Annotated in this window: 21 protein-coding genes; 8 read left to right on the forward strand and 13 right to left on the reverse strand. The window is 35.8% G+C overall.

Annotated elements, in window-relative coordinates:
• Nucleotides 1-106 precede the first annotated feature (106 nt).
• Complete coding sequence (gene ald / locus HMPREF2603_RS11140; protein WP_023015972.1) at nt 107-1,222, reverse strand: alanine dehydrogenase; 1,116 nt, start codon at nt 1,220-1,222, stop codon at nt 107-109.
• Nucleotides 1,223-1,428: 206 nt separating this feature from the next.
• On the opposite strand from ald, the gene HMPREF2603_RS11145 reads away from it, so the two are divergent.
• Nucleotides 1,429-1,932: a universal stress protein gene (locus HMPREF2603_RS11145; RefSeq protein WP_002481184.1), complete on the forward strand. Its 504-nt coding sequence runs from the start codon at nt 1,429-1,431 to the stop codon at nt 1,930-1,932.
• Between the two features lie 140 nt (nt 1,933-2,072).
• Here HMPREF2603_RS11145 and HMPREF2603_RS11150 read toward each other — a convergent pair whose 3' ends face one another.
• From HMPREF2603_RS11150 to ezrA, 7 genes are all read right to left on the reverse strand, one after another.
• A complete protein-coding gene (locus HMPREF2603_RS11150; protein ID WP_002481186.1) occupies nt 2,073-3,269 on the reverse strand; it encodes an acetate kinase in 1,197 nt (398 codons plus the stop codon).
• Between the two features lie 83 nt (nt 3,270-3,352).
• On the reverse strand, nt 3,353-4,300 hold the full coding sequence (locus tag HMPREF2603_RS11155) for a class I SAM-dependent methyltransferase (protein WP_002481187.1): 948 nt from the start codon (nt 4,298-4,300) through the stop codon (nt 3,353-3,355).
• A gap of 118 nt (nt 4,301-4,418) precedes the next feature.
• Nucleotides 4,419-4,919 carry a thiol peroxidase gene (tpx, locus tag HMPREF2603_RS11160; RefSeq protein WP_002481188.1) on the reverse strand — a complete coding sequence of 167 codons (501 nt, stop codon included), beginning with the start codon at nt 4,917-4,919 and terminating at the stop codon, nt 4,419-4,421.
• 197 nt (nt 4,920-5,116) lie between these two features.
• Nucleotides 5,117-5,890: a TSUP family transporter gene (locus HMPREF2603_RS11165; RefSeq protein ID WP_002481189.1), complete on the reverse strand. Its 774-nt coding sequence runs from the start codon at nt 5,888-5,890 to the stop codon at nt 5,117-5,119.
• Nucleotides 5,891-5,920: 30 nt separating this feature from the next.
• A complete protein-coding gene (gene thiI, locus HMPREF2603_RS11170) occupies nt 5,921-7,144 on the reverse strand; it encodes a tRNA uracil 4-sulfurtransferase ThiI (protein WP_060804804.1) in 1,224 nt (407 codons plus the stop codon).
• Nucleotides 7,141-8,280 carry a cysteine desulfurase family protein gene (locus HMPREF2603_RS11175; protein ID WP_060804805.1) on the reverse strand — a complete coding sequence of 380 codons (1,140 nt, stop codon included), beginning with the start codon at nt 8,278-8,280 and terminating at the stop codon, nt 7,141-7,143. The genes thiI and HMPREF2603_RS11175 overlap by 4 nt, the downstream gene beginning before the upstream one ends.
• A gap of 141 nt (nt 8,281-8,421) precedes the next feature.
• Nucleotides 8,422-10,125 carry a septation ring formation regulator EzrA gene (ezrA, locus tag HMPREF2603_RS11180; RefSeq protein WP_002481192.1) on the reverse strand — a complete coding sequence of 568 codons (1,704 nt, stop codon included), beginning with the start codon at nt 10,123-10,125 and terminating at the stop codon, nt 8,422-8,424.
• A 171-nt stretch (nt 10,126-10,296) separates the two neighbouring features.
• Here ezrA and HMPREF2603_RS11185 point away from each other — a divergent pair, with 171 nt between their 5' ends.
• The 3 genes from HMPREF2603_RS11185 (at nt 10,297) to HMPREF2603_RS11195 (ending at nt 12,227) form a co-directional block, all read left to right on the forward strand.
• Nucleotides 10,297-10,770 (forward strand): GAF domain-containing protein, encoded by a 474-nt coding sequence (locus HMPREF2603_RS11185; RefSeq protein WP_002481193.1) that lies wholly within the window; start codon nt 10,297-10,299, stop codon nt 10,768-10,770.
• 245 nt (nt 10,771-11,015) lie between these two features.
• Nucleotides 11,016-11,621 carry a 30S ribosomal protein S4 gene (gene rpsD, locus HMPREF2603_RS11190; protein ID WP_060804806.1) on the forward strand — a complete coding sequence of 202 codons (606 nt, stop codon included), beginning with the start codon at nt 11,016-11,018 and terminating at the stop codon, nt 11,619-11,621.
• Between the two features lie 141 nt (nt 11,622-11,762).
• Nucleotides 11,763-12,227 carry a hypothetical protein gene (locus tag HMPREF2603_RS11195; protein ID WP_002481195.1) on the forward strand — a complete coding sequence of 155 codons (465 nt, stop codon included), beginning with the start codon at nt 11,763-11,765 and terminating at the stop codon, nt 12,225-12,227.
• 259 nt (nt 12,228-12,486) lie between these two features.
• Here the strand turns inward: HMPREF2603_RS11195 and HMPREF2603_RS11200 are convergent, their stop codons facing one another.
• Nucleotides 12,487-13,236 (reverse strand): glycerophosphodiester phosphodiesterase, encoded by a 750-nt coding sequence (locus HMPREF2603_RS11200; RefSeq protein ID WP_002481196.1) that lies wholly within the window; start codon nt 13,234-13,236, stop codon nt 12,487-12,489.
• 66 nt (nt 13,237-13,302) lie between these two features.
• Between HMPREF2603_RS11200 and HMPREF2603_RS11205 the strand changes: the two genes are divergently transcribed.
• The 3 genes from HMPREF2603_RS11205 (at nt 13,303) to serA (ending at nt 16,652) form a co-directional block, all read left to right on the forward strand.
• A complete protein-coding gene (locus HMPREF2603_RS11205; protein WP_060804807.1) occupies nt 13,303-13,743 on the forward strand; it encodes an OsmC family protein in 441 nt (146 codons plus the stop codon).
• A 166-nt stretch (nt 13,744-13,909) separates the two neighbouring features.
• A complete protein-coding gene (locus HMPREF2603_RS11210; RefSeq protein WP_060804808.1) occupies nt 13,910-15,067 on the forward strand; it encodes a pyridoxal-phosphate-dependent aminotransferase family protein in 1,158 nt (385 codons plus the stop codon).
• Nucleotides 15,060-16,652, forward strand: a complete 1,593-nt coding sequence (gene serA / locus HMPREF2603_RS11215) for a phosphoglycerate dehydrogenase (protein WP_002481199.1) — start codon at nt 15,060-15,062, stop codon at nt 16,650-16,652. The genes HMPREF2603_RS11210 and serA overlap by 8 nt, the downstream gene beginning before the upstream one ends.
• A 55-nt stretch (nt 16,653-16,707) precedes the next feature.
• Here serA and HMPREF2603_RS11220 read toward each other — a convergent pair whose 3' ends face one another.
• The 3 genes from HMPREF2603_RS11220 to HMPREF2603_RS11230 form a co-directional block, all read right to left on the reverse strand.
• Nucleotides 16,708-17,829: an HAD family hydrolase gene (locus tag HMPREF2603_RS11220; protein WP_060804809.1), complete on the reverse strand. Its 1,122-nt coding sequence runs from the start codon at nt 17,827-17,829 to the stop codon at nt 16,708-16,710.
• A 110-nt stretch (nt 17,830-17,939) separates the two neighbouring features.
• Nucleotides 17,940-19,406: an N-acetylglucosamine-specific PTS transporter subunit IIBC gene (gene nagE, locus HMPREF2603_RS11225; RefSeq protein WP_060804810.1), complete on the reverse strand. Its 1,467-nt coding sequence runs from the start codon at nt 19,404-19,406 to the stop codon at nt 17,940-17,942.
• A gap of 109 nt (nt 19,407-19,515) precedes the next feature.
• On the reverse strand, nt 19,516-20,127 hold the full coding sequence (locus HMPREF2603_RS11230; protein ID WP_002481202.1) for a lysophospholipid acyltransferase family protein: 612 nt from the start codon (nt 20,125-20,127) through the stop codon (nt 19,516-19,518).
• A gap of 170 nt (nt 20,128-20,297) precedes the next feature.
• Between HMPREF2603_RS11230 and HMPREF2603_RS11235 the strand changes: the two genes are divergently transcribed.
• Nucleotides 20,298-21,482, forward strand: a complete 1,185-nt coding sequence (locus HMPREF2603_RS11235) for a S1C family serine protease (protein WP_398574949.1) — start codon at nt 20,298-20,300, stop codon at nt 21,480-21,482.
• Between the two features lie 87 nt (nt 21,483-21,569).
• Here the strand turns inward: HMPREF2603_RS11235 and tyrS are convergent, their stop codons facing one another.
• The gene (tyrS, locus tag HMPREF2603_RS11240) at nt 21,570-22,832 is read right to left on the reverse strand and encodes a tyrosine--tRNA ligase (protein WP_060804812.1); all 1,263 of its coding nucleotides are present in this window, start codon (nt 22,830-22,832) and stop codon (nt 21,570-21,572) included.
• Nucleotides 22,833-23,056 lie beyond the last annotated feature (224 nt).

Here is a 23,056-nt window from a genome sequence, read left to right on the forward strand (position 1 = left end):
AAAGACGCCACCCCATCGCTGTTTATACCCCAAACAGCAATGAGATGGCGTCATTTTTGATGTTTTCAGAGCTTTATACGCTCCTTACATCCCATTAAATTAATAATTAATTTAATGCTTGATCTACTGGTGTATACGGAAGATCAAACGTGTTAGCTACACCTTCATTTGTAACTTTACCGTCGTACACATTCAATCCTAAAGATAATGGTTGGTTATCTTTCAATGCTTGTAAATAACCTTTGTTTGCGATTTGTAGCGCATAAGGTAATGTCGCATTGTTTAAACCAATTGTAGAAGTACGTGGTACCGCACCTGGCATATTTGCTACTGCATAGTGAACCACACCATGTTTAACATAAGTTGGATCATCATGCGTTGTAACGTGGTCAGATGTTTCGAAGATACCACCTTGGTCGATAGCGATATCTACCAATACAGCACCGTCTTTCATGTCTTTAACCATTTGTTCAGTTACAAGTTTTGGTGCTTTAGCGCCTGGAATTAATACCGCACCGACAACTAAATCACTTTGCGTAACATTTTGTTCGATATTAAGCGGGTTAGACATAACTGTATGCACACGTCCGCCGAATAAATCATCAAGTTCTTGTAAACGTTTTGGATTAACGTCTAAGATTGTTACGTCGGCACCTAAGCCTAAAGCGATTTTCGCTGCGTTTGTACCTGCTTGGCCGCCACCGATAATTGTGACTTTACCTTTAGGTACACCAGGAATTCCTCCTAGCAATACGCCCATACCGCCATAGAATTTTTGCAAGAATTGCGCACCGATTTGTGTCGCCATTCTACCTGCAACTTCACTCATTGGCGTTAATAATGGTAATGATCTATCTGGTAATTGCACCGTTTCGTATGCAATCGCAACGACTTCATTATCAACAAGTTCTTTTGTTAATGTTTCGTCGTTTGCTAAGTGTAGATAAGTGAATAAGATTAAATCTTTCTTGAAATATTTGTATTCTGGTTCAATTGGTTCTTTAACCTTGATAACCATTTCAACATCCCAAGCTTCGCCAGGTCCATCAACAATTGTTGCACCTGCGTCTTTATAATCCTCATCTGTAAAGAATGAACCTTCACCTGCGCTGCTCTCTACTTTAACTGTGTGCCCTGCTTCAACTAAAGCATGAACACCGCTTGGTGATAAACCTACTCTGTTTTCATTATTTTTTATCTCTTTTGGAATACCTATTTTCATTCCGTACACCTCCCATCCTTATCCTAACGCTTATATGCTGAAAGCGCAATCATTACGGTTGGAAAAGGATGATAAGATTAAGTTATCACGAAAGATAAGATATTCATAAAATTCAATCAATTATAAAAATTCAATCGCTACTTTTATTTCTAATATTCTGTCAATGTGGTAAAATATAAGTGAATAGAAGAAGGAGGTCATGTACGATGTTAACTTATAAAAATATTTTAATCGCAGTAGATGGATCACAAGAAGCTGAATGGGCATTCAATAAAGCGGTGGAAGTAGCGAAACGTAACAACGCTAAACTTATCATCACTAATGTTATTGACTCTAGAACATATACTTCATACGAAGTTTATGATGTTCAGTTCACAGAAAAATCTAAACAATTCGCTGAAGAATTACTTAGAGGTTATAAAGATTTTGCCCAAAAAGAAGGCGTGGAAGACGTTGAAACACTCCTTGAATTTGGTTCACCTAAAGCAATCATTCCTAAAAAAATCGCTCAAGAAGTCAAAGCAGACTTAGTTATTTGCGGTACTTCTGGTTTGAATGCGGTAGAACGCTTTATCGTAGGATCTGTTTCAGAAGCTATTGTTCGTCATTCACCTTGTGATGTTCTAGTAGTTCGTACAGAAGAAATGCCTGAAGATTTCGAACCTCAAGTAGCAACTGAAGAATTACGTAAACAATATCAAGCAAGATAATTAATTTGCTTTTACTATGAGCGTTTAACCGGTCAGTTAATAACTGATCGGTTTTTTTATTACTTTAAAAATTATCATTACGCATAAAAAAATCCAGTTAACAAGGTTATCTCCCCTATTAACTGGATGAATTTTATCAATTATAAACTACCGAATTTAACTGCATCACGTGCAATCATTACTTCTTCGTTTGTTGGAATAACTAATACTTTAACTGGTGAATGTGGGTAGTTGATAAATCCTTCTGAACCATGAATTTGTTCGTTTTTCTTAGGATCCCAATAAACACCCATGAATTCTAAACCTTCTAATACACGGCCACGCACTTCGTCAGAGTTTTCACCGACACCTGCAGTGAAGACAATAACATCTACACCGTGCATTTTCGCTGTATAAGAACCAATATATTTGTGGATACGTGAAGCAAATACATCTAGTGCTAATTGTGCACGTGTTTTACCTTCATCCGCATCTTGTTCTAAGTCACGTAAGTCACTTGAAGTACCTGAGATACCTAATAAACCTGATTCTTTATTTAGGATATCTAACACTTCTTCAGCGTTTTTACCTGTTTTTTCCATAATATATGGAATTAATGCTGGGTCAATATCACCAGAGCGTGTACCCATTGTAACACCTGCTAATGGTGTGAAGCCCATTGAAGTATCTACTGATTCGCCGCCATCGATTGCTGCAATAGAAGCACCGTTACCGATGTGACAAGAAATAATACGTAATTCTTCAATTGGACGATTTAAAATTTCAGCAGCACGTTGTGATACATATTTATGGCTTGTACCGTGGAAACCATATTTACGGATACCATAGTCTTTATAGTAATGGAATGGCAAGCTATATAAATATGCTTGTTCTGGCATTGTTTGATGGAATGATGTATCAAACACTGCAACATGTGGAATATTCGGCAATAATTTTCGGAATGCACGAATACCCATTAAGTTTGCTGGATTGTGAAGCGGTGCTAATTCTGTCAATGATTCAATTTGTTTCTCTACCTCGTCTGTAACTAACGCAGATTCAGGGAATAATTCCCCACCATGAACAACACGGTGTCCTGTACCATCAATGTCATTGATGTCACGAATAATACCGTGGTTAATTAAGCTATCCAACATTAAATCAACAGCTTTTACGTGGTCGCTGATTTCTTTTTCATCAGTATACTTTTGACCATTAAATTCTACTGTGATTTTTGAGCCTTTAAGGCCGATACGCTCAATTAAACCTTTACTTATTAATTTTTCTTCAGGCATTTCTATAAGTTGGAATTTCAGTGATGAACTACCTGCGTTAATTGCTAACACTAATTTTGACATAAAACTATGCCTCCAATATTTACATTTTCTTTTACCATATCTATTTAACCATTAATACAGTTCAATTTCAAGATTATTACAGTTTATTTTTTGTGATGATTTTGTTGCAGCCATTCTGACAATTCTTTTAAAAATCCTTGAAACTGTTGCGGAGATTTAAAATCTGGTATATTGGCCAACAACACTTCAACAGCATGCGTTACCTCGCGTTCTTTTTTCTGTAAAATCAGGATTGATTTGCGAGATTGCTCAGTTTTGAACAAAGTTTTCGGTAAGTTCAAGAATGCTTGCATTTCTGTATCTGTTGCAATGAATTTTTCGAGCTGTTTTACATGTTCACCTTCAAAAATATTGCTAGGCACAATTAAAAATGCAAAACCTGCACCTCTTAACGCTTCAATTGCTTGTTCAATTAATAAGAAATGCGCATAACTATGTCCTTCTTCAAATCCCAATTTCATTTCATGACTGCGATCATCTACTGGATAATAACCTACAGGCAAATCTCCAATCACGACATCCGCTTCTTCAAACGGTAAAGGCAATATCGCATCTTGTGGGTAAACATCAAAAGGAATTTCCAAGAAATTCGCTAGATGTACACTGACACGAGATAACACTGGATCCACTTCAACAAGATGATGCATTAATGTCTGCTCTGTTAACACTTCATGCACAGTTGCACTTAAATGACCACTGCCGCTGGTTAAATCAACAATGTTCAGTTCTTTTTTATCTTGTGTAAACTGTTGTACTAAGAATCCAAGAATCAAGCCGATCGAGTCAGGAGTAATTTGGTGATTTGCCTGAATATCTTGTTCTTGCAACAAGCTTAAATATGCAAATTGGAAAGCTTTACGTCGGTCTGCTAGTGTTGCTTGTTCTAATAAGTCACGGTCATTACGATAAATCTGTTCCATCGCAAGCCCTAAGTTTTCAATAAAACTTTGACCATTTTCTTTATTGAGTTCTTTTGTTTTAGTATCTAATTCATGAAACAAACGTTCCATAATTGTTTGTTCTTCAGCCATTTTAAAATCCTTCCTAAAAAGACTGCTCATAATCAATGAATCTAAAATCCTTACACTAATTATGAGCAGTCTGGTCTAAATTTATTAACTTAAAATTACTTTAAATACTTGCTTTACTTTAGTCTAATTCTCTATATGCTTTTAATGCAGATTCGAAATCAGGGAAGTCTGTTCCTTCATTCACGATTTCTTTATAAACAACTTTGTTATTTTTATCTAATACGAATACTGAACGCGCTAATAATTGTAAGTCGTCCATTAATACGCCAAAGTTTTTACCAAATGAATGTTTTTGGTAGTCACTTAATAAAATAACATTGTCTAAACCGCTTGCTGCACACCATCTTTTTTGAGCGAACGGTAAGTCTTCAGAAATAGTAAGCACTACGCCACCTTCTTCTGATGCTGCTTCTTCGTTGAATTTACGTGTTTGTTTATCACAAACCCCTGTATCAATAGATGGTACTGCACTGATTAGTTTTTTCTTGCCTTCGTAATCTGCAAGTGTAACTTCTTCTAAATCATTGTTTACTACTGTGAAGTCTGGTGCTTCTTGCCCTTCTTCTACTGCATTACCTACTAATGAAACGGGATCTCCGCCGAATGTAATTTGTACCATATTAATAAACAACCTCCTGAGATTTTGTTAGTACTTTTTCTTTACCCCATTATACCGATATCAACACGTCAACTCCAATATTTATCCTTCGATTGAATGAACTATTTACTATTTTTCATGTAGAAGATGCCTTGAATTGAAAGATTTATCGTCATAAACAAAAAGTAAACTGCGTACAGTTTAAGACGCAGTTTACTTTAATTAAACCATTGCTGCATATAATCATAGATATTTTTAAGAATTAATGCACTCGTTACGATGACAAACAATACTCTGACATAACCGACACCTTGTCTCAGTGCAAATTGCGCACCTGCATAGGAACCGACAATCATACTGAAAGCCATAATCAAACCGATCCCGTAATCAACTTTGCCTAGCAACATAAATAGCAATAATGCACCGATATTTGAAGCGAAATTAAGGACCTTCGCGTTACCAGCAGCACTTAAGAAATCAAATCCGACTATCAGTAAAGTGAACAACATGAACGAGCCTGTGCCTCCACCTAAAAAGCCGTCATAAAAACCGATGAGTAATAATACACTTGTAAAGAGAATCGCTTTTTTAGTTGAAAGCTTTTGATATGTTCGTATACTGCCCCAATCTTTACGCACGAGTGTATAAATCATCACAATCGTTAAGATGATTATGACAAGCGGCTTTAAGACTGAAGCTGGTAAAAAGGAAGCCAAGCTCGCACCGCCCACTGCCGCTAAAAAGACAAATGGGAAGAGCTTGCCTACAATTTTCAAATCGACCTTGCCGGAACGTATAAACTTAATCGCACTGGTTAAAGAACCAAATGAACTTGCTAGTTTATTTGTTCCAAGTGCAGTTGCTGGCGGGAGACCTATGGCAAGTAGAGCCGGTGTAGATATTAAACCACCGCCACCAACTACTGCATCAATAAACGCAGCTAAAAATCCAAATACAATTATGATTAATATCAGTGTCAAATCCCATTCCACGATGTTTACCCCTTTTTACTCACATATTACTTAGAATAAATCTTCCATTAACGCTTCTGTTGTTTTGTCTTTTTGACTTTGATAATTTTTAGTGACTTCAATAGTTTCAATACCTTCTACAGCACGATCAATCATTTCACTAAAGTCAAATACACTTTCATAGCGTTCTACTTTTTCAAAATCAGGTTCTGTAACCGGGTTTTTAGGAGTGAAAATTGTACAGCAATCTTCAAATGGTTGAATTGATGTTTCAAACGTACCATATTGTTTTGCTTTAATGACAATTTCTTCTTTATCTAAAGTTAATAATGGACGTAAGACTGGCGTTGAAGTAACATGGTTAATCGCATACATACTTTTAAGTGTTTGGCTGGCAACTTGTCCTAAGTTTTCACCATTAACAATCGCATCTGCGCCAATTTGATGTACTACTTTATCAGCAATGCTCATCATCATTCTTCTTGTAGATGTCATAGTATAGCGTTCATGGACTACTTTATGAATTTGTTTTTGAACTTCTGTAAATGGAACGATGTGCAATTTGATCGGCCCTACACGTTCAGCTAAGATACGCGTTAGTTCAATGACTTTTTCTTTAGCTTTTTCACTTGTAAATGGCGGACTATGGAAATGAATGGCTTCTACTGTTACACCACGACGCATGATTTCCATACCTGCTACTGGTGAATCAATACCGCCTGACAACATTAATAATGTTTTACCGCCTGTACCAACTGGTAATCCGCCAACGCCATCAATCACACGGTCATAAATATAAATTGCATCTAAGCGTACTTCTGTTTTAATGACATGATCTGGTTGTTTAACATTTACATGGACTTGTTCATTGTTTTCTAACACTGCCCCGCCAAGCATACGTTGTAATTGATACGTATCATATGGAAATTGCTTGTCCGCACGTTTCACATCGATTTTGAATGAATCTCCGTCTGCATAGGCTTTCGCAAATTCACTTGCTTGTTTTTTCACTACTTCTAAATCTTTTTCAAGCTTCATCACAGGACTGATGGACTTCACACCAAATACTTGGCTAATACGACGCATAATTTCTTCGATATCCGCTTCAGGTGTGACTTCAATATACATTCTGTCTCGGTTTGCTTTAACATGGTAGCCTTGAAGCGGCATTAAAGCCTGTTTGACATTTGAACGTAAACGGTTCACAAACATTTTTCGGTTCGCACCTTTAAGCGTTAGTTCACCATAACGCACTAAAATATGATCATAGATCATTTTTTTAACAACTCCTTCATTTCTTCATAAACAATTTTAAACGCTTCTTTAAATCCTTCAATGTCTGATTCAGTCGTTATTGCACCCATAGAAATACGAATACTGCCTTCAATTCTTGATTCACTGATCCCCATCGCTAGTAACACTTCATTTAAACGACTATGTTTTGATGAACATGCACTTGTTGTAGATAACATGATACCTTGTTTTGAGAAAGCATTGACTAATACTTCCCCTTTCACGCCATCAAATCCAACATTTAGAATATGTGGTGCACTTTGATGTGGTGAATTCACATGTACCCCTGGATACGCTTTAAAGAAGTTTCGTAAGTCTTCATTCCATTCAGTCAATCTTGAATTCAGTTGTTCTTGTTCGCTTACAGCATGTTTCAATGCTTTAACAATCGCAATATCTACCGGTAAATTAACTGTTCCGCTTCTTAAACCATATTCTTGGCCACCGCCATGAATCACAGGTTCAAGGTTATGAATATTACGTACTAATAATAAACCCTGTCCTTTTAAGCCATTAAACTTATGACCGCTAAAACTAACACTGTCTACACCATTAAAGTGTAAAGGAGTTTTTCCGATAGCTTGCACAGCATCCACATGAAAATGTGCTTTTGGATACGCTTCAAGTATTTCCGCAATCGCTTCAATCGGTTGAATTTTGCCAGTAATATTATTAACGTGCATACATGTGACAAGACCAACATTCGGATTCATCAATGATTTTAAGTGTTCTAAATCAATGGTGCCTGCTTTTGTCACATTCACATAACGTAATTTAAACCCTTCTTCTTCTAAGTGACGCATCACTTCTAACACTGATGGATGTTCTAAAACAGAAACAATAATTTCATCAGCATAAGGTTTTCGGTTATAAGCAGCACCTTTTAATGCCATATTATTGGATTCTGTCGCACCACTTGTAAAAATAATATCGTATCTATCTTCTAAGTTCAGAATTTGGTTGATTTGTAGCTTTGCTTGTTTCAACAATTGTTCAGCTTGCAAACCTGCTTGGTGTGGACTATTCGGATTAAAATATAAATCTTGGTTGACTTTAACAAAGGTGTCTAACACATCTTGTGCAGGTTTTGTAGTCGCTGCATTATCTAAATAAATCACTTTTCGTCACTTCCACTTAATGAATTCTATCTTTTTGAGTCTTTTGTTCCAATTTTAATATTTTACCACAAATCAATGAATTCTCAATAAGCAAAAAGAAGGCGAGAACAAAATACTGCTCTCGCCTTCTTGTATAAAGTACTAAATTTGACTTTGTGAAACAACTTCATCTTCAATACGTTGTGAAATCCCTGGATCTACTGAATCTAAAGCTTGTTCTGCAATTTCAATCGCACGTTTGTATCTATTATTTTTAAATAGACGTTCTGCTTCATTCAAGCTCTTATCAATGCTGCTGTCATCTTTACGATAACGGTTACCATACTGGATTAATTTTTCAGCAAGAACTGCATTGACTAAAACATCCATTGCTTCATTTTCGAAATTATTCATTTGTAAGACAACTTTTGTAACTTTATCTTTCAAATGCTTCACATGGATTGGACGTTCATCAAACTGACTGTTGATTTCACGTACTTCATGGTCAATTTCGTTTTTCATAATAATGAAGCGTTCTGGAACACTTGTTAAGTTAGAAGCTAATAACTTACGATAAATTTCTTCTTTCTTACTTTGTACACGTAACAAGTTATCTTCTGCTTCAGCTTCATCTTCACGTAATTGAATTAAATGATTTTGAAGTTTTTCTTGTTTTTCATTAATCACTTTAACGTGATCTTCGATATACGCTAAGTTGTCTTGAACTTCACTATAACGTACTGTCGATTTTGACATTTCTCTTAAAATTTCATCATAAACTGAAATCAAGTTTTGAATTTCATTTTCAAATTGACGTACATTTTGAATGTCTGTCTCATTGATATAGTAATTTTCACGTACATATTCAATTTCCGTTTGTAATGTATAATTTGTATCTTTCGCACGGAACAAGTCATTTGTGATAACTTCTTTCGTTTCATCTACTTTATTTTTCGATTTCACTTCATGCTCGATTAAATCATACATTTCATCAAGTTGATCATTGATAGCGTTTAATTTGTCGTTTGCTTCTTCAAGTTCTAAACGACTGATCATCGGCTCAACAAAGCTCAACTCTGTTTTCATTGATTGTAAGTTACTGTCGACTTTAACATGGTCTAAATCATAGCCTTCAACTTTCAAGTCTCTGCAACCATATTTCAAGTCTTGGAATTGACCTGGAAGTTCTTTTTGCGCTTCTCGGATTAATTCTGGAATTTCTTGCATATCTTTTTGTAAGTAATTGATGTCTTCGTTAAGCGTTTTAATATGCTCATAAGCTTGTTTGTAGTTCCCCTCTTCTTTTAACTCAGTATACTTAACAAGCTCTGGTTCGAACAACTCAATTTCTTTTTCTAATGGTGCTGCCGCTTCACCGAATTGATGACGGTTTGCTAAAACATCACGTTTCATTTCACGGTATGCAACTTTGCTTTCTTCAAATAAGCGGTCACTTTCTTTATGCAAAGCTAAAATGTTTTCAACTTCTTCAGTTAATTTTGCATGTTGACTTTCATAACGATCCATTAATGCGTTTGCATCGTCTAACTCAGCTTGTGCTGCAGCAAATTTGAATTTATCAAAGTTTTCTTCCGCATTATGAATTTTCTCTTCAACCGGACTTAAATTATCATTAGTATTTTTTAATGATTCGCGCTTTAAGCGGTCATATTCTAGTTGTGTTTCACCCTCAAGGGTTAAATCGTCCAACTCTCTCAGACGATCGTCTAATGTTAGTTTCTCAACCTCTATCTTGCGCTCTTCGGTTTTTTCGACCACTTGACGTTTTGAAGAACGGAGATAGAACATGATACCGACAATTATAAGTGCAATAATTATAATTGCTAAGATGATATACAGTGCCATTGTTTTCTCCTCCTATTTAATCACTTCTCATTATAGCGTAATTTCTTGCCTCATTAAAATAAAATATTAATTTTCTTTATACAAATTGCTGATTAAGCACCTTAAATTGAAGTCTTATAGATGTCCATATTATAATATGGAAAATGCTAGACAGAAAAGAGGTCATTATTTATGAAACAAACGACGACAAACTACCAATCAATTGCACAACAAATGAAAGGTTTAAATGCAGATGAAAAATATTTAATCACTTTGCTAAGTAATACTTCTGCCCTTTTAAACGAAAACTTAGATAATATTAATTGGATTGGTTTTTATTTAATGGAAGCGGGACAACTCATTTTAGGACCCTTCCAAGGCAGACCTGCTTGTACACCTATTCAAGTCGGCAGTGGTGTTTGCGGAACATCTGTTGAAAAAGATATCGTTCAACGTGTAGAAGATGTTCACCAATTCCCTGGTCACATCGCATGTGATGCACGTAGCCGATCAGAAATTGTCATTCCATTGCATCGCGACGGTGAAGTCATCGGTTTATTAGATATTGATGCACCGATCACAGGACGCTTTACTCAAACTGATGAAGAAGGCCTAGTCTCATTAATGAAAATTCTTGAAGAACAAATTGCACGAACAGTGAAATAATTGTTTTGCATGGAAATATAGATAAACCCTTGACTTTATTCGTCATAATGGTACAATACTCTTTGTGTGAAATAACGAAAGTAGCAATTGTATATTAATAGGCTCTATGTTGTTCCCAACGCGGACGTGCCGTGTAACCGGAGCTATGAGGCGAGGACACACAAAACAATATATCCTATTAAGCATACAATACTCTTCTTTGTTTTTTCATAACAACTACAAAAAACAAAAGGAGGAGTCTTAACATGGCTCGATTTACAGGTTCAAACTGGAAAAAATCTCGTCGTTTAGGTATCTCTTTAAGCGGTACTGGTAAAGAGTTAGAAAAACGCCCTTACGCACCAGGTCAACATGGTCCAAACCAAAGAAAAAAATTATCAGAATATGCGATTCAATTACGTGAAAAACAAAAATTACGTTACTTATACGGAATCACTGAAAGACAATTCCGTAACACATTCGATATCGCTGGTAAACAATCTGGTGTTCACGGTGAAAACTTCATGCGTTTACTTGCTCGTCGTTTAGACGCAGTTGTATATGCTTTAGGTTTAGCACGTACACGTCGTCAAGCACGTCAATTAGTAAACCACGGACACATCGAAGTAGATGGTGGTCGCGTTGATATCCCATCATACACTTTAAAACCAGGTCAAGTGATCTCAGTTAGAGAAAAATCTCAAAAACTAGACATCATCCTTGAATCAGTTGAAATCAACAACTTCGTACCAGAATACTTAGAATTCGACGAAGAAAAATTATCAGGTACTTTCGTACGTATTCCAGAACGTAGCGAATTACCAGCTGAAATCAACGAACAACTTATCATTGAGTACTACTCAGGTAAATAATAATTTCGAGATTTCGATACTGCATCTTTTCAAAAGGTGCAGTATTTTTTATGTTAATTTTCCCCTTCCCTTTTATAAGCGCTAGTATTATTCAGTTGTTTGCGTCATAATATAATTACTAAATAGAAGGAGATGTGCAACGTGAAAAACTGGTTGAAAAATAATAGATTGATTATGATACTAGCTGGTGTTTATCTTGTTTCTGGTTTCATCTTCTTACCAAGTTTTACTGAATACTTTGATAAAAGTTATTTTGAAAAATCAATATTAAAAGTGATCATTGATGCTTTTATAGCCAACTTCGGCTTTGCATTATCTTTATCCCTTGCGATTTCTTTTGTACTTTCAGCTATTATTATGACGTATCAATATTTTAAAAATGACGAAGTAGATAACGTAATAAAAAGTTTTGCGTTTATCGTTTTAGTGGTTAACGTGTATGTATTTGTTAGTACTTTGATTTTATTATCAATTACCCAAGATAATGGTGAAGCGATTTTTGCGTTATTTGGATTCTTTTATGGTTTCACAAAGTATCTGCCTTGGGCTTATAACATGATTAATGAACGATTCAATATATCAGACATAAAAATGAATAAAAAATAAAGGATGCCTGTAAAATCAGACATCCTTTTATTATGCACGATGCGCTTTGGCTTTTTTTCGTTTTACTACTCTATAGATAGTAACTCCTATAATGATGATTACCCAGCTTAATAACTCTTTTTTATCCAGTCTTTGGATGGGTTTGAGGTTAAATTTCATCGTTGTTCGAGAAAAACAGATATGAGTTCTCAATCGTTCTTCTCTTATCTTCCCTTCTGTTAATTAGATAATTTAATTATACAAGTGGTATTCTAATTAATCAATCTAATTCAAAATAATGATTTGGGCCATCTGTAATGATGCCATCTACCCCATCAATCATTAGTTTTCTAATATCATTGATATCATTGACTGTATAAGGCAATACTTTTAAGTGATGCAAGTGTGCCCTTTCTATAAACTTTTGGTTAACGAGTTCATAATTAGGATTAGCATACTCACAAAATTTAGCTAATTTATTAAAATTCGGCATTTTAAACAAATATTTTTTCTTACTTAACAACACACCAAGAGAATACTTTCGTGTAAGTTTAGAAATTTTCTCTATACTTCTTTCATCAAATGATTGGATAATGACCTTATCTGCATCTAAATGGGCATCTTCTATTTCTTTTAATAATTGTTCTTCTATATTTGGATATTTACTTGGCTTCTTAATCTCAATCAGTAAAGTCGTATCATGTGGTTCAACTAACTTTGCGACTTCTTTAAATGTCATAATCTTTGCGCCTATAAATGTCGCATCTTTCCATGAACCGAAATCATAGCTTTTTAATTCATCTCGCGTATAATCTTTAACATACCCACTTCCATTAGAAGTTCGATCTATTTTATCATCATGGATAACAACGAGTTGATGATCTTTAGTTAAATGCACATCAATTTCTAGCATATCTACTGAAGCGTTCAATGCTGCTTTATAAGCCAGTAACGTATTTTCTGGATAGTCTAATGAAAATCCACGATGTGCAATAATTTGAAAATCCTCACTCGGAATGACTTTTTCCATGTTATTCACCCTTTTAATATGATTGTAAAAACAATCTATCATAATTTAAACGGAGGTCAAAGAGATATGGCAGAACATGATTTTATTGTGACAACACAATGGAGCGGCGGCAGAGATGAAACTGGCACTGTTAAAGGCGATGTTTTAAACGAGTCTATTTCTATTCCAAGCTCGCTTGGAGGTATTGGCGAAGGTACAAATCCAGATGAAATGTTGATTGCTGCTGCCTCTTCTTGTTATATCATTTCATTAGCAGCAACTCTAGAACGTGCGCATTTCACTGATATTTCTATTAACCAATCTTCAGTCGGGACCGCTTCTCTCAATAACGGCAAATTCAAAATGGAGAAAATTACGCATCATCCTAAAATTACTGTTGATGCTGATCAAAAAGAAGCACTCGAAAAAAGATTAGATAAACTTTTAAAAATTGCTGACAATAACTGCATGATATCTAATTCAATCAGAGGTAATGTTGAGATTGAAATCGATGCAGTCATTCTATAACAGTGACCCAACTTTGGTTGGGTTGCTTGTTATTTTATATTAAAACGCTTACAATATCAGTTTAATATAAAATCATCAATTTTAAGTAAAAGTATACTTAAATTGCCTTTATTATTTTCAGAATATTTGGTAAGATTAATGAATCTTACATTAGGGGGAAATCTATATGTATCATCATCCATTGTTATTGACACCTGGACCAACTCCGATTCCTGAACGCATTCAACGCGTCATTCAAGAACCGATGATTGGTCATCGCACAAAAGAATTTGAAGCAATCGCAGAAAAAGCATATAAAGGGTTAAAACCTGTATTCGGGGCTGAAAACGACGTTTTAATCTTTACTTCCAGTGGGACAAGCGCTTTAGAAGCAAGTATGGTTAATCTGTTAAATCCGAATGACCATGTGGCTGTAATTGTTTCTGGTGCCTTTGGTAATCGTTATAAACAAATCGCTCAAACATATTTTAAAAATGTACATGTCTTTGAAGTAGCTTGGGGAGCAGCAGTAGACGTTGAGGCATTTATTCAATATCTAAAAGCATTACCAGAACCTGTAACTGCCGTTTACAGTCAATATTGTGAAACATCGACTTCTGTCCTTCACCCTATTCATGAATTGGGTAAAGCGATTCACAAAAACTTCCCAGAAATATACTTTGTAGTAGACGGTGTAAGCTGTGTCGGGGCTGTAGATGTCAACTTAAAACGTGACTACATTGATGTCTTAGTGTCAGGAAGTCAAAAAGCAATCATGTTACCACCAGGCTTGGCATTTGCGGCTTATTCTGACCGCGCTAAAGCACGTTTTGCAGAAGTTAAAACACCTCGTTTTTATTTAGACTTCAATAAATATATTGCTTCTGCTGAAAAAAATTCAACACCATTTACACCGAATGTGAGTCTGTATAAAGGTGTCGCTGCCTATGCAGATTGGATTGAAGAACAAGGCTTTGAAAACGTAATTGAACGTCATAACGTCATCAGAGATGGTTTAAGAGCTGCATTAAAAGCTTTAGACTTGCCATTACTTGTTAAAGATGAATTTGCTTCACCAACTGTAACCGCATTTGTGCCAAATTCTCCAAGCGAAGTCACAACGATTAAAAATGAATTACTAGACCGTTTCAATATCACAATTGCTGGCGGTCAAGGTAAATTAAAAGGTCAAATTCTACGTATTGGTCATTTAGGTCAAATCGATACTGCCGACATTTTACAATGCATCAGCGCATTAGAAATTGTACTTTCAGAAATACGTCATCAAACATATATCGGCAAAGGTACTACAGCATATTTAGAGGTGGTAAAAGCTTATGTATAAAATTTTAGTATCAGATCCCATCGCTAAAGATGGTTTACAAACTTTATTAGACGATCCAGATTTCGAAGTAGATATTGATACAGGACTTTCTCCTGATGAACTAATAGAAAAAATTAAAGCATATGACGGTTTAATCATACGAAGCCAGACACAAGTAACACCTGAAGTCATTGAAGCTGCTGAAAATTTAAAAATCATTGCACGTGCAGGTGTCGGTGTCGATAACATTGATAGAGACGCAGCTACAAAGCATGGTGTATTAGTGATTAATGCCCCTGATGGTAATACTATTTCAGCAACAGAACATTCAATGGCAATGATACTTGCGATGGCGCGTCAAATACCTGAAGCCAACCAATCATTAAAAGAAGGTAAATGGAATCGTTCTCAATTTAAGGGTACAGAGTTGTATCATAAAACACTTGGTATCATCGGTACAGGACGTATTGGTCTAGGTGTCGCTAAACGTGCGAAAAGTTTTGGTATGAAAATTATCGCATTTGATCCTTACTTAACTGCTGAAAAAGCAAAAGAACTAGATATCGAGCGTGCCTCAGTTGATGAAATTGCACAACGTGCTGATTTTGTAACAGTCCATACCCCACTGACACCTAAAACGAAAGGTTTAATCAATGCTGATTTCTTTGCTCAAGCAAAACCTAATTTACAAATCATCAACGTTGCACGTGGCGGTATTATTGATGAACAAGCTTTAGTTGATGCTTTAGATAAAGGTTTAATTGCACGTGCTGCTATTGACGTATTTGAACATGAACCTGCAACTGATTCACCTTTAACTAAACACGATAAAATTGTTGTAACACCGCACTTAGGTGCTTCAACAGTTGAAGCTCAAGAAAAAGTGGCCGTCTCTGTTTCAAATGAAATAGAAGAATTCTTCCACACAGGTAATGTCCGACATGCGGTCAATGCACCAAAAATGATTTTTGGCGAAGAAGATAATGAGTTACAAGAATACTTGAACTTATGTGATATGGTCGGCAAAGTATGTATCCAATTATTAGGTAAAGCACCACGTGAATTGAAAATTAAATTCAGCGGTGAATTAGTTAAAGAAGATACAAATATTTTAACACGTACGATTGCTAAAGGAATTTTATCTCAAGATCTAGCTGAACGTGTAAACTTGGTTAATGCCCTCTTCTTATTAAATGAACAAAACGTTGTTTATAATGTGGAAAAAGATGCGAAATCACGTTCATTCAACAACTATATTGAATTAACAATGATTAACCGTGATCGTAAAGTAACAGTCGGTGCCACTGTCTTAAACGGCTATGGTCCACGTATCGTTCAAATCAATGACTACCCTGTTGATTTCAAACCAGAAAAATATCAATTAGTCATTCATCACCAAGACCGTCCAGGTATCGTAGGACGCACAGGACAAATTTTAGGTGAATATGATATCAACATCGCTTCTATGCACTTAGGACGTACTACACAAGGCGGTAATGCGATGATGATTATCTCAGTCGATATGCCTGTTTCTGACGAAGTTATCGCTGCATTACATCAAATCGATGGATTTGAATCTATTCAATTTGTAGACTTAAATAAATAATAATCACAAAAATACCGGCAAACTGGAAATAATATCCAAGTTTGCCGGTTTTTCATTACAATAAAATTGAACGAATATCTAATACATTACCCACAATATAATCTGCGTGATATGATTCTAATTCTTCTTTCGCTTTTTTACCTTTTAAACCGGTTAAAGTACCGATAAACGTTGCACCTGTCTTTTGTGCACTGAATAAATCTGCAAGAGAGTCACCGACTATGTATATCTCTTCTCCAGCAAATACCTGTTCTTGTTGTTCGGCATAATTTTGATAATCCGCTTCATTATTACCGTTATATGCGGCAACATAACAAAACGGGTTCGGTTTACCTAATGGTTTAAGTTCAGGGAACATTTCTTCTGCCTTTAACACTTCACTCGCTGATACAATGTGTGACTCATCAAAGTATTTTAAAAAGCCTTTATCTTCAAATGGCACTAACGTTTCCGTTCTTGGTCGACCTGTCGCAACTGCGAGCGTATAGCCAGCTGCTTTTAAGTCACTTAATAAAGTTTTGAGTTGATCCGCTTCAGCCAATTCTTCTTCATGATAAATATAACCTGTTTTAAAATCGCTTCTCGGTATTTTTTCTTCAACTTTTCGATATAAACGATGACCTAAATACCATTCTTGGAATACTTCTTGTGCAATTTCCCATAAAGGACTGCGGATTTCAAATAACTCAGTATGTTTTGTATCAAGTTGTTCTGCCGCATAGATGCGTAAATCACGGTAAATTTTTGTTTTACCTGATTCTGCGTTTTCGATAAAGTGAAGCGGCTTCATAAAGTCGACTTGTTGACGACCGACCAAATCTCCTACTTCTTGAATGGTCACATCTGTAAAAGGATGTGCTGTTAAAAAGGCTTCCCTGTCCTCTTTCGATAACGTTTTGAGTAAATCTATCAAATGAATGGATAACACAATAAACAACATATCCCAGTTGGAATTCAAACCACGAGATTTCATCGCATTTAAAATGTTATCTTGATCAAAAACAACTTGGCGAATCAAGTTGATTTCACTGTCATTAATAGAATTAAATGTCACAGTCGGCATTAATTTTAAAAAGTGCTGACTCATCAGCATTTCGTATACCGTTAATGCTGAAACATCAAAACATCTTTCTTCACTTAAAAATACACCATCAACATCAAATAATACTGCTTTCATTTCTCCACCTACTTCGGAAAATTCAGAATAATTAATATTATACAAAGTTATACATAAATAAGCAATAGAACGGAGACAACTCTTCTTAAAGCGTCTCCGTTCTTATGACTTTATTCTGATTCTAATTGTCTTTCTACTTCATCTGCGACTTGTTGAACCTGTGTACCGATAATGACTTGAACATTATGTTGGCCGCTTGTTGTTACACCTGCAGCACCGGATTGTTTAATTTGCGCTTTATCGATTTGATCGATATTTGCCACTTCTAAACGTAAACGTGTAGCACAGTTCGTTAGTGAAGTAATATTTTCTTTACCACCTAATCCAGAAATAATTTGTGTAGACATTGCGCTATATTTGCCACCTTTGCCCGTCTCACTTGAAACACCTTCTTCATCCACAGGGTCAGCAATCTTTTCATCTCCACGACCAGGAGTATTTAAATTAAAGACTGAAATAGCCACTCTGAACACTACATAATAAATTACAAAGAAGACAACACCTTGTACCATCAACATCCATGGGTGATTAGAAACCGGATTGATTAATGATAATAAGAAGTCAATCAGTCCTGCACTAAATGAGAAACCTGCAGTCCAATGGAAAAGTGCAGCGATGAATAAAGATAAACCTGTTAACAATGCATGAATTACAAATAATACTGGAGCTGCAAACATAAATGCGAATTCGATCGGTTCAGTTACACCTACAAAGAAGGCTGAAATCGAACCAGCGAGCATTAAACCAGCAACACGTTTCTTTTGTTTAGAATCCGCTGTTTGATACATAGCAAGAGCAGCTGCTGGCACACCAAACATCATCACTGGGAAGAATCCAGCCATATATCTGCCTGTGATACCTTTAACCGCACCTTCTCCTGTTTGGAATTTCGCAATATCATTAATACCTGCTAAATCAAACCAGAATACTGAATTTAATGCGTGGTGTAATCCAGTTGGAATTAATAAACGGTTGAAAAATCCGTACAGGAATGCACCGAATGCACCGAAATCCATAATCCATTTACCAAATGAAATAATACCACTATACACGAATGGCCATACAAATAATAAAATAATCGTCAAAATAACCGATAAGAATGCTGTCATAATAGGTACTAAACGCTTACCACTAAAGAATGACAAAGCAGTCGGTAATTCGGTCCCACTGAATTTGTTGTAACAAAATGCCGCAATTAAACCGATAATTAAGCCGATAAATACGTTTTGGTTATTCATAGCGGTAAAACCGATGTTTAAGCTATCTTCTTTTACACTTAAAATTTTTGCTAAAGTTTCTGTTTTTAATACTGACGTCACAACAAAGTAACCAACAACTGCCGCAAGTGCCACAGAACCATCGTTCTTTTTGGCCATACCTAGTGCCACACCAATCGCGAAAAGTAAGCCGAGTTGTTCTAAAACTGCGATACCACTTTGGAAAATAAATTCAGCTAAAGTCGGTGTAACCTCTAAAGCCTTTAATAAATTTCCGATACCAATAATAATGGCTGCTGCTGGTAAGACGGCAACGGGAAGCATTAATGAGCGTCCAAGACGTTGTAAAAAGTTATACATTGTTCATCCTTCTCTCTCTATATAAAATAATTGAAAACACATAAAAATAAAGTCAGATGCGGTGAAGGAGCTGCGTTCTCTACCATCATCTGACTTTGATGTCATGTTATTATTTAGGTAACTGTTTTAATTCTTGTTGTAAGGCTCTTGTACGTTTAGTTAATTCTTGTGTAATATAGTCCACTTTTTCATGACGTTTTTTTAAATGGTCTGGTAAAGCGTTCGTATCAATCGGTTCACCGAAAATAATTTTAGCTTTGCCTGTTACTAGACCAATAATTTTATCTGGACCTTCATAAGCTGCAGGTACAATAGGTACTTTTGCCATCATAGCAATCGTAGCTGCACCACGTTTTAATGGTGTTTCTTCAGAAGTACGATGTCCTGCTGGGAACATACCGATTGTTTTATTTTTCTTCAATAAATTCACAGGTGTTTTAATAGTACTTGGTCCCGGATTTTCACGATCCACTGGAAAAGCATTTAATGATTTTAAGAAGTTGCCGAAAGCCGGGTTATAAAATAACTCTTTCTTAGCCATATAATGGATTTGATTTGGGTAAAGCGCCATACCAAGCATAATCACTTCGTTATAACTTTCATGGTTGCAAGTGACCACATAACGATTTAGTTGCGGTACATTTTCTCGTCCATAAACTTTAAGCGATTTACTTAGTTTGACAATAATCCAATATAAAATACTGCTGATAAATTTATACATTCTGTCACCTACTAAATTGTTTATTTAACTATACAAATTCTATCACTTCCGCCCCTTGGCAACAAGCCTATTTCAAGCTTCTATTGATTCTGTCATCATCTTATAAAGTTTGTCATAGCAAAATAGTAGAAATTATGTACTAAACATATGATAATAATAAAAAGAAACATATTGGGAGGAATTCAATGACTGAATACTATAACGAAAATTATCAACCGCCTAAGCGTTCGTTCCCATGGTTACGTGTGATTCTCATCGCTTTACTTTCGGGAATCGTCAGCGCTTTAATTGTCTTCGGTGCCACAAAATTGATGAATTCATCAAATGACGGTGCGACTGTACAAGAAGCCTCAAATAGTAAAGGCGGCAATGTCTTAGACGGTAAAAGTTCAAAGTATAAATCTGTTAATCAAATGATCAATGATGTCTCGCCTTCTATTGTTGGTGTAATCAATATGCAGAAAGCACAAAGCTTAGAAGATTTCTTCAATGGCTCTGCTGGTAAATCACAAGAAGCGGGTATCGGTTCTGGTGTAATTTATCAAAAATCCGGTGACAGTGCGTATATCGTTACTAACAATCATGTGGTGGATGGTGCAAGTGAAATCAAAGTTCAATTACATGATACAAAAAAAGTCGATGCTAAATTAGTCGGCAAAGATGCATTAACTGATATCGCGGTATTAAAAATCGAAAATGCACCGGGCACTAAAGCTATCCAATTCGCAAACTCATCAAAAGTTAAAACAGGAGACAGCGTTTTTGCGATTGGTAACCCATTAGGATTAGAATTTGCGAATACTGTGACATCAGGTATCATTTCTGCAAATGAACGTACGATTGAAACACAAACATCTGCCGGTAATAATAAAGTGTCAGTGCTACAAACCGATGCAGCAATCAACCCTGGTAACTCAGGCGGTGCTTTAGTCAATTTAGATGGCGATCTTGTCGGCATCAACTCTATGAAAATTTCTATGGCACAAGTTGAAGGTATCGGATTTGCGATTCCAAGTAATGAAGTGAAAATTACAATCGAACAACTTGTAAAACATGGTAAAGTCGAACGCCCTTCTATTGGTATCGGTACAATCAACATGAGCGACATTCCTGAACGTTATAAACGTGAATTAGATACTGATCGTAATGATGGTGTCTATGTGGCGAAAGCTTCAGGCAGCAGCGAACTTAAAGAAGGAGACATTATCATCGAAGCAGATGGTAAAGCGATTAAAGATGATAGTGATTTAAGATCTTACTTATATGAAAATAAAAAGCCGGACGATACATTGAAAGTTAAAGTTATCCGTGATGGCAAGAAACAAGATCTAGATGTACGTATAGGTAAAAAATAATCGTTTGAACACATATTAAAACGCTTGAAGCAGGACATTCCTCTTCAAGCGTTTTATTTGTTTATATTCATTTCTGAAATAATAATATTATTGGTATTTCACCATGAAGTATTTCTTTTTACCGCGACGTACTATTGTAAATTCATTATCAATTTTATCTTCGTCAGTAATTTCATATTTTAAATCCTGTTGACGTTCACCATTAATGTAAATCGCACCGTTTGATACATCTTCACGTGCTTGGCGTTTAGAAGAAGAAATACCCGCTTCTACAATGAAATCAACAATATTTGTTGTATCATGGCCGACTGCAGCTTGTGGTACATCTTTAAAGCCTTCACGTAATTCTTGACTGCTTAAAGCTTTTAAATTACCGCTGAATAATGCTTCTGAAATACGAATCGCATCATCTAAGGCAGCTTGACCATGAATAAAGCTTACAACATTTTCAGCAAGTGCTTTTTGCGCTTCACGTTTATGAGGTGCTTCATTTTTAGATGCTTCTAATTGTTCAATTTCTGCTTTATCTAAGAACGTAAAGTATTTTAAGAACTTGATAACATCTTCGTCAGATGTATTGATCCAGAATTGGTAAAGTTCGTATGGGCTTGTTTTTTCAGCATCTAACCAAACTGTACCTGATTCGGATTTACCGAATTTCTTACCATCTGCTTTTGTAACTAATGGAATTGTGAAACCAAACGCTTCTGTTTGACCGTACATACGGCGCATTAATTCGATACCACTTGTGATATTACCCCATTGGTCAGAGCCGCCGATTTGAACTTTACAGTTAAATTCACGGTTTAAATGACCGAAATCAATTGCTTGTAAAATCATGTATGTGAATTCAGTGTAAGAAATACCTTTTTCTAAACGTGATTGTACTGAATCTTTACCTAACATGTAATTCACGCCTACATGTTTACCGTAATCACGTAAGAAATCAATTAATGAAATTTGGCTTAACCAATCTTTATTGTTAACAAGTTGTGCTGCACCTTCACCAGAGAAATTAAAGATTTTATCCATTTGTGCACCGATACCACGTACGTTATCTTCAACTTGTGATTCTGTTTGTAAAACACGTTCGTCCGTTCTGCCTGATGGGTCTCCAATCATACCTGTACCGCCGCCGATTAATACAATCGGTTTATGACCGTATTCTTGGAAACGACGTAAAGTTAATAATGGTAATAAATGACCGATATGCATACTGTCAGCAGTTGGGTCCACACCACAGTATAATGTCACTTGCTCTTTATCTAATAATGCTTTTAAACCTTCAGCATCTGTTTGTTGATAAACTAGGCCACGCCACTCTAAGTCTTGTAATAATTCATTTGTCATATCATATTCCTCCTCATATTTTGTGTTTGCTGTGTTTTAGAAATTTGGAAAATAAAAAAACCCTTACAGAAAAATTCTGTAAGGGCGCATCTATTGCACGGTACCACCATACTTAAAAAGGTTACTTTCATTAATGATACGTTCATTAAGTCAAACGTTGGATACTTTTTATTAAGGCAACAGGTGTATTCACTGATTTGTTGTTACTGGTTCGCAGCATCCAC

The sequence above is a fragment of the Staphylococcus sp. HMSC055C03 genome, from assembly GCF_001809385.1.
Lineage (GTDB): Bacteria > Bacillota > Bacilli > Staphylococcales > Staphylococcaceae > Staphylococcus > Staphylococcus simulans.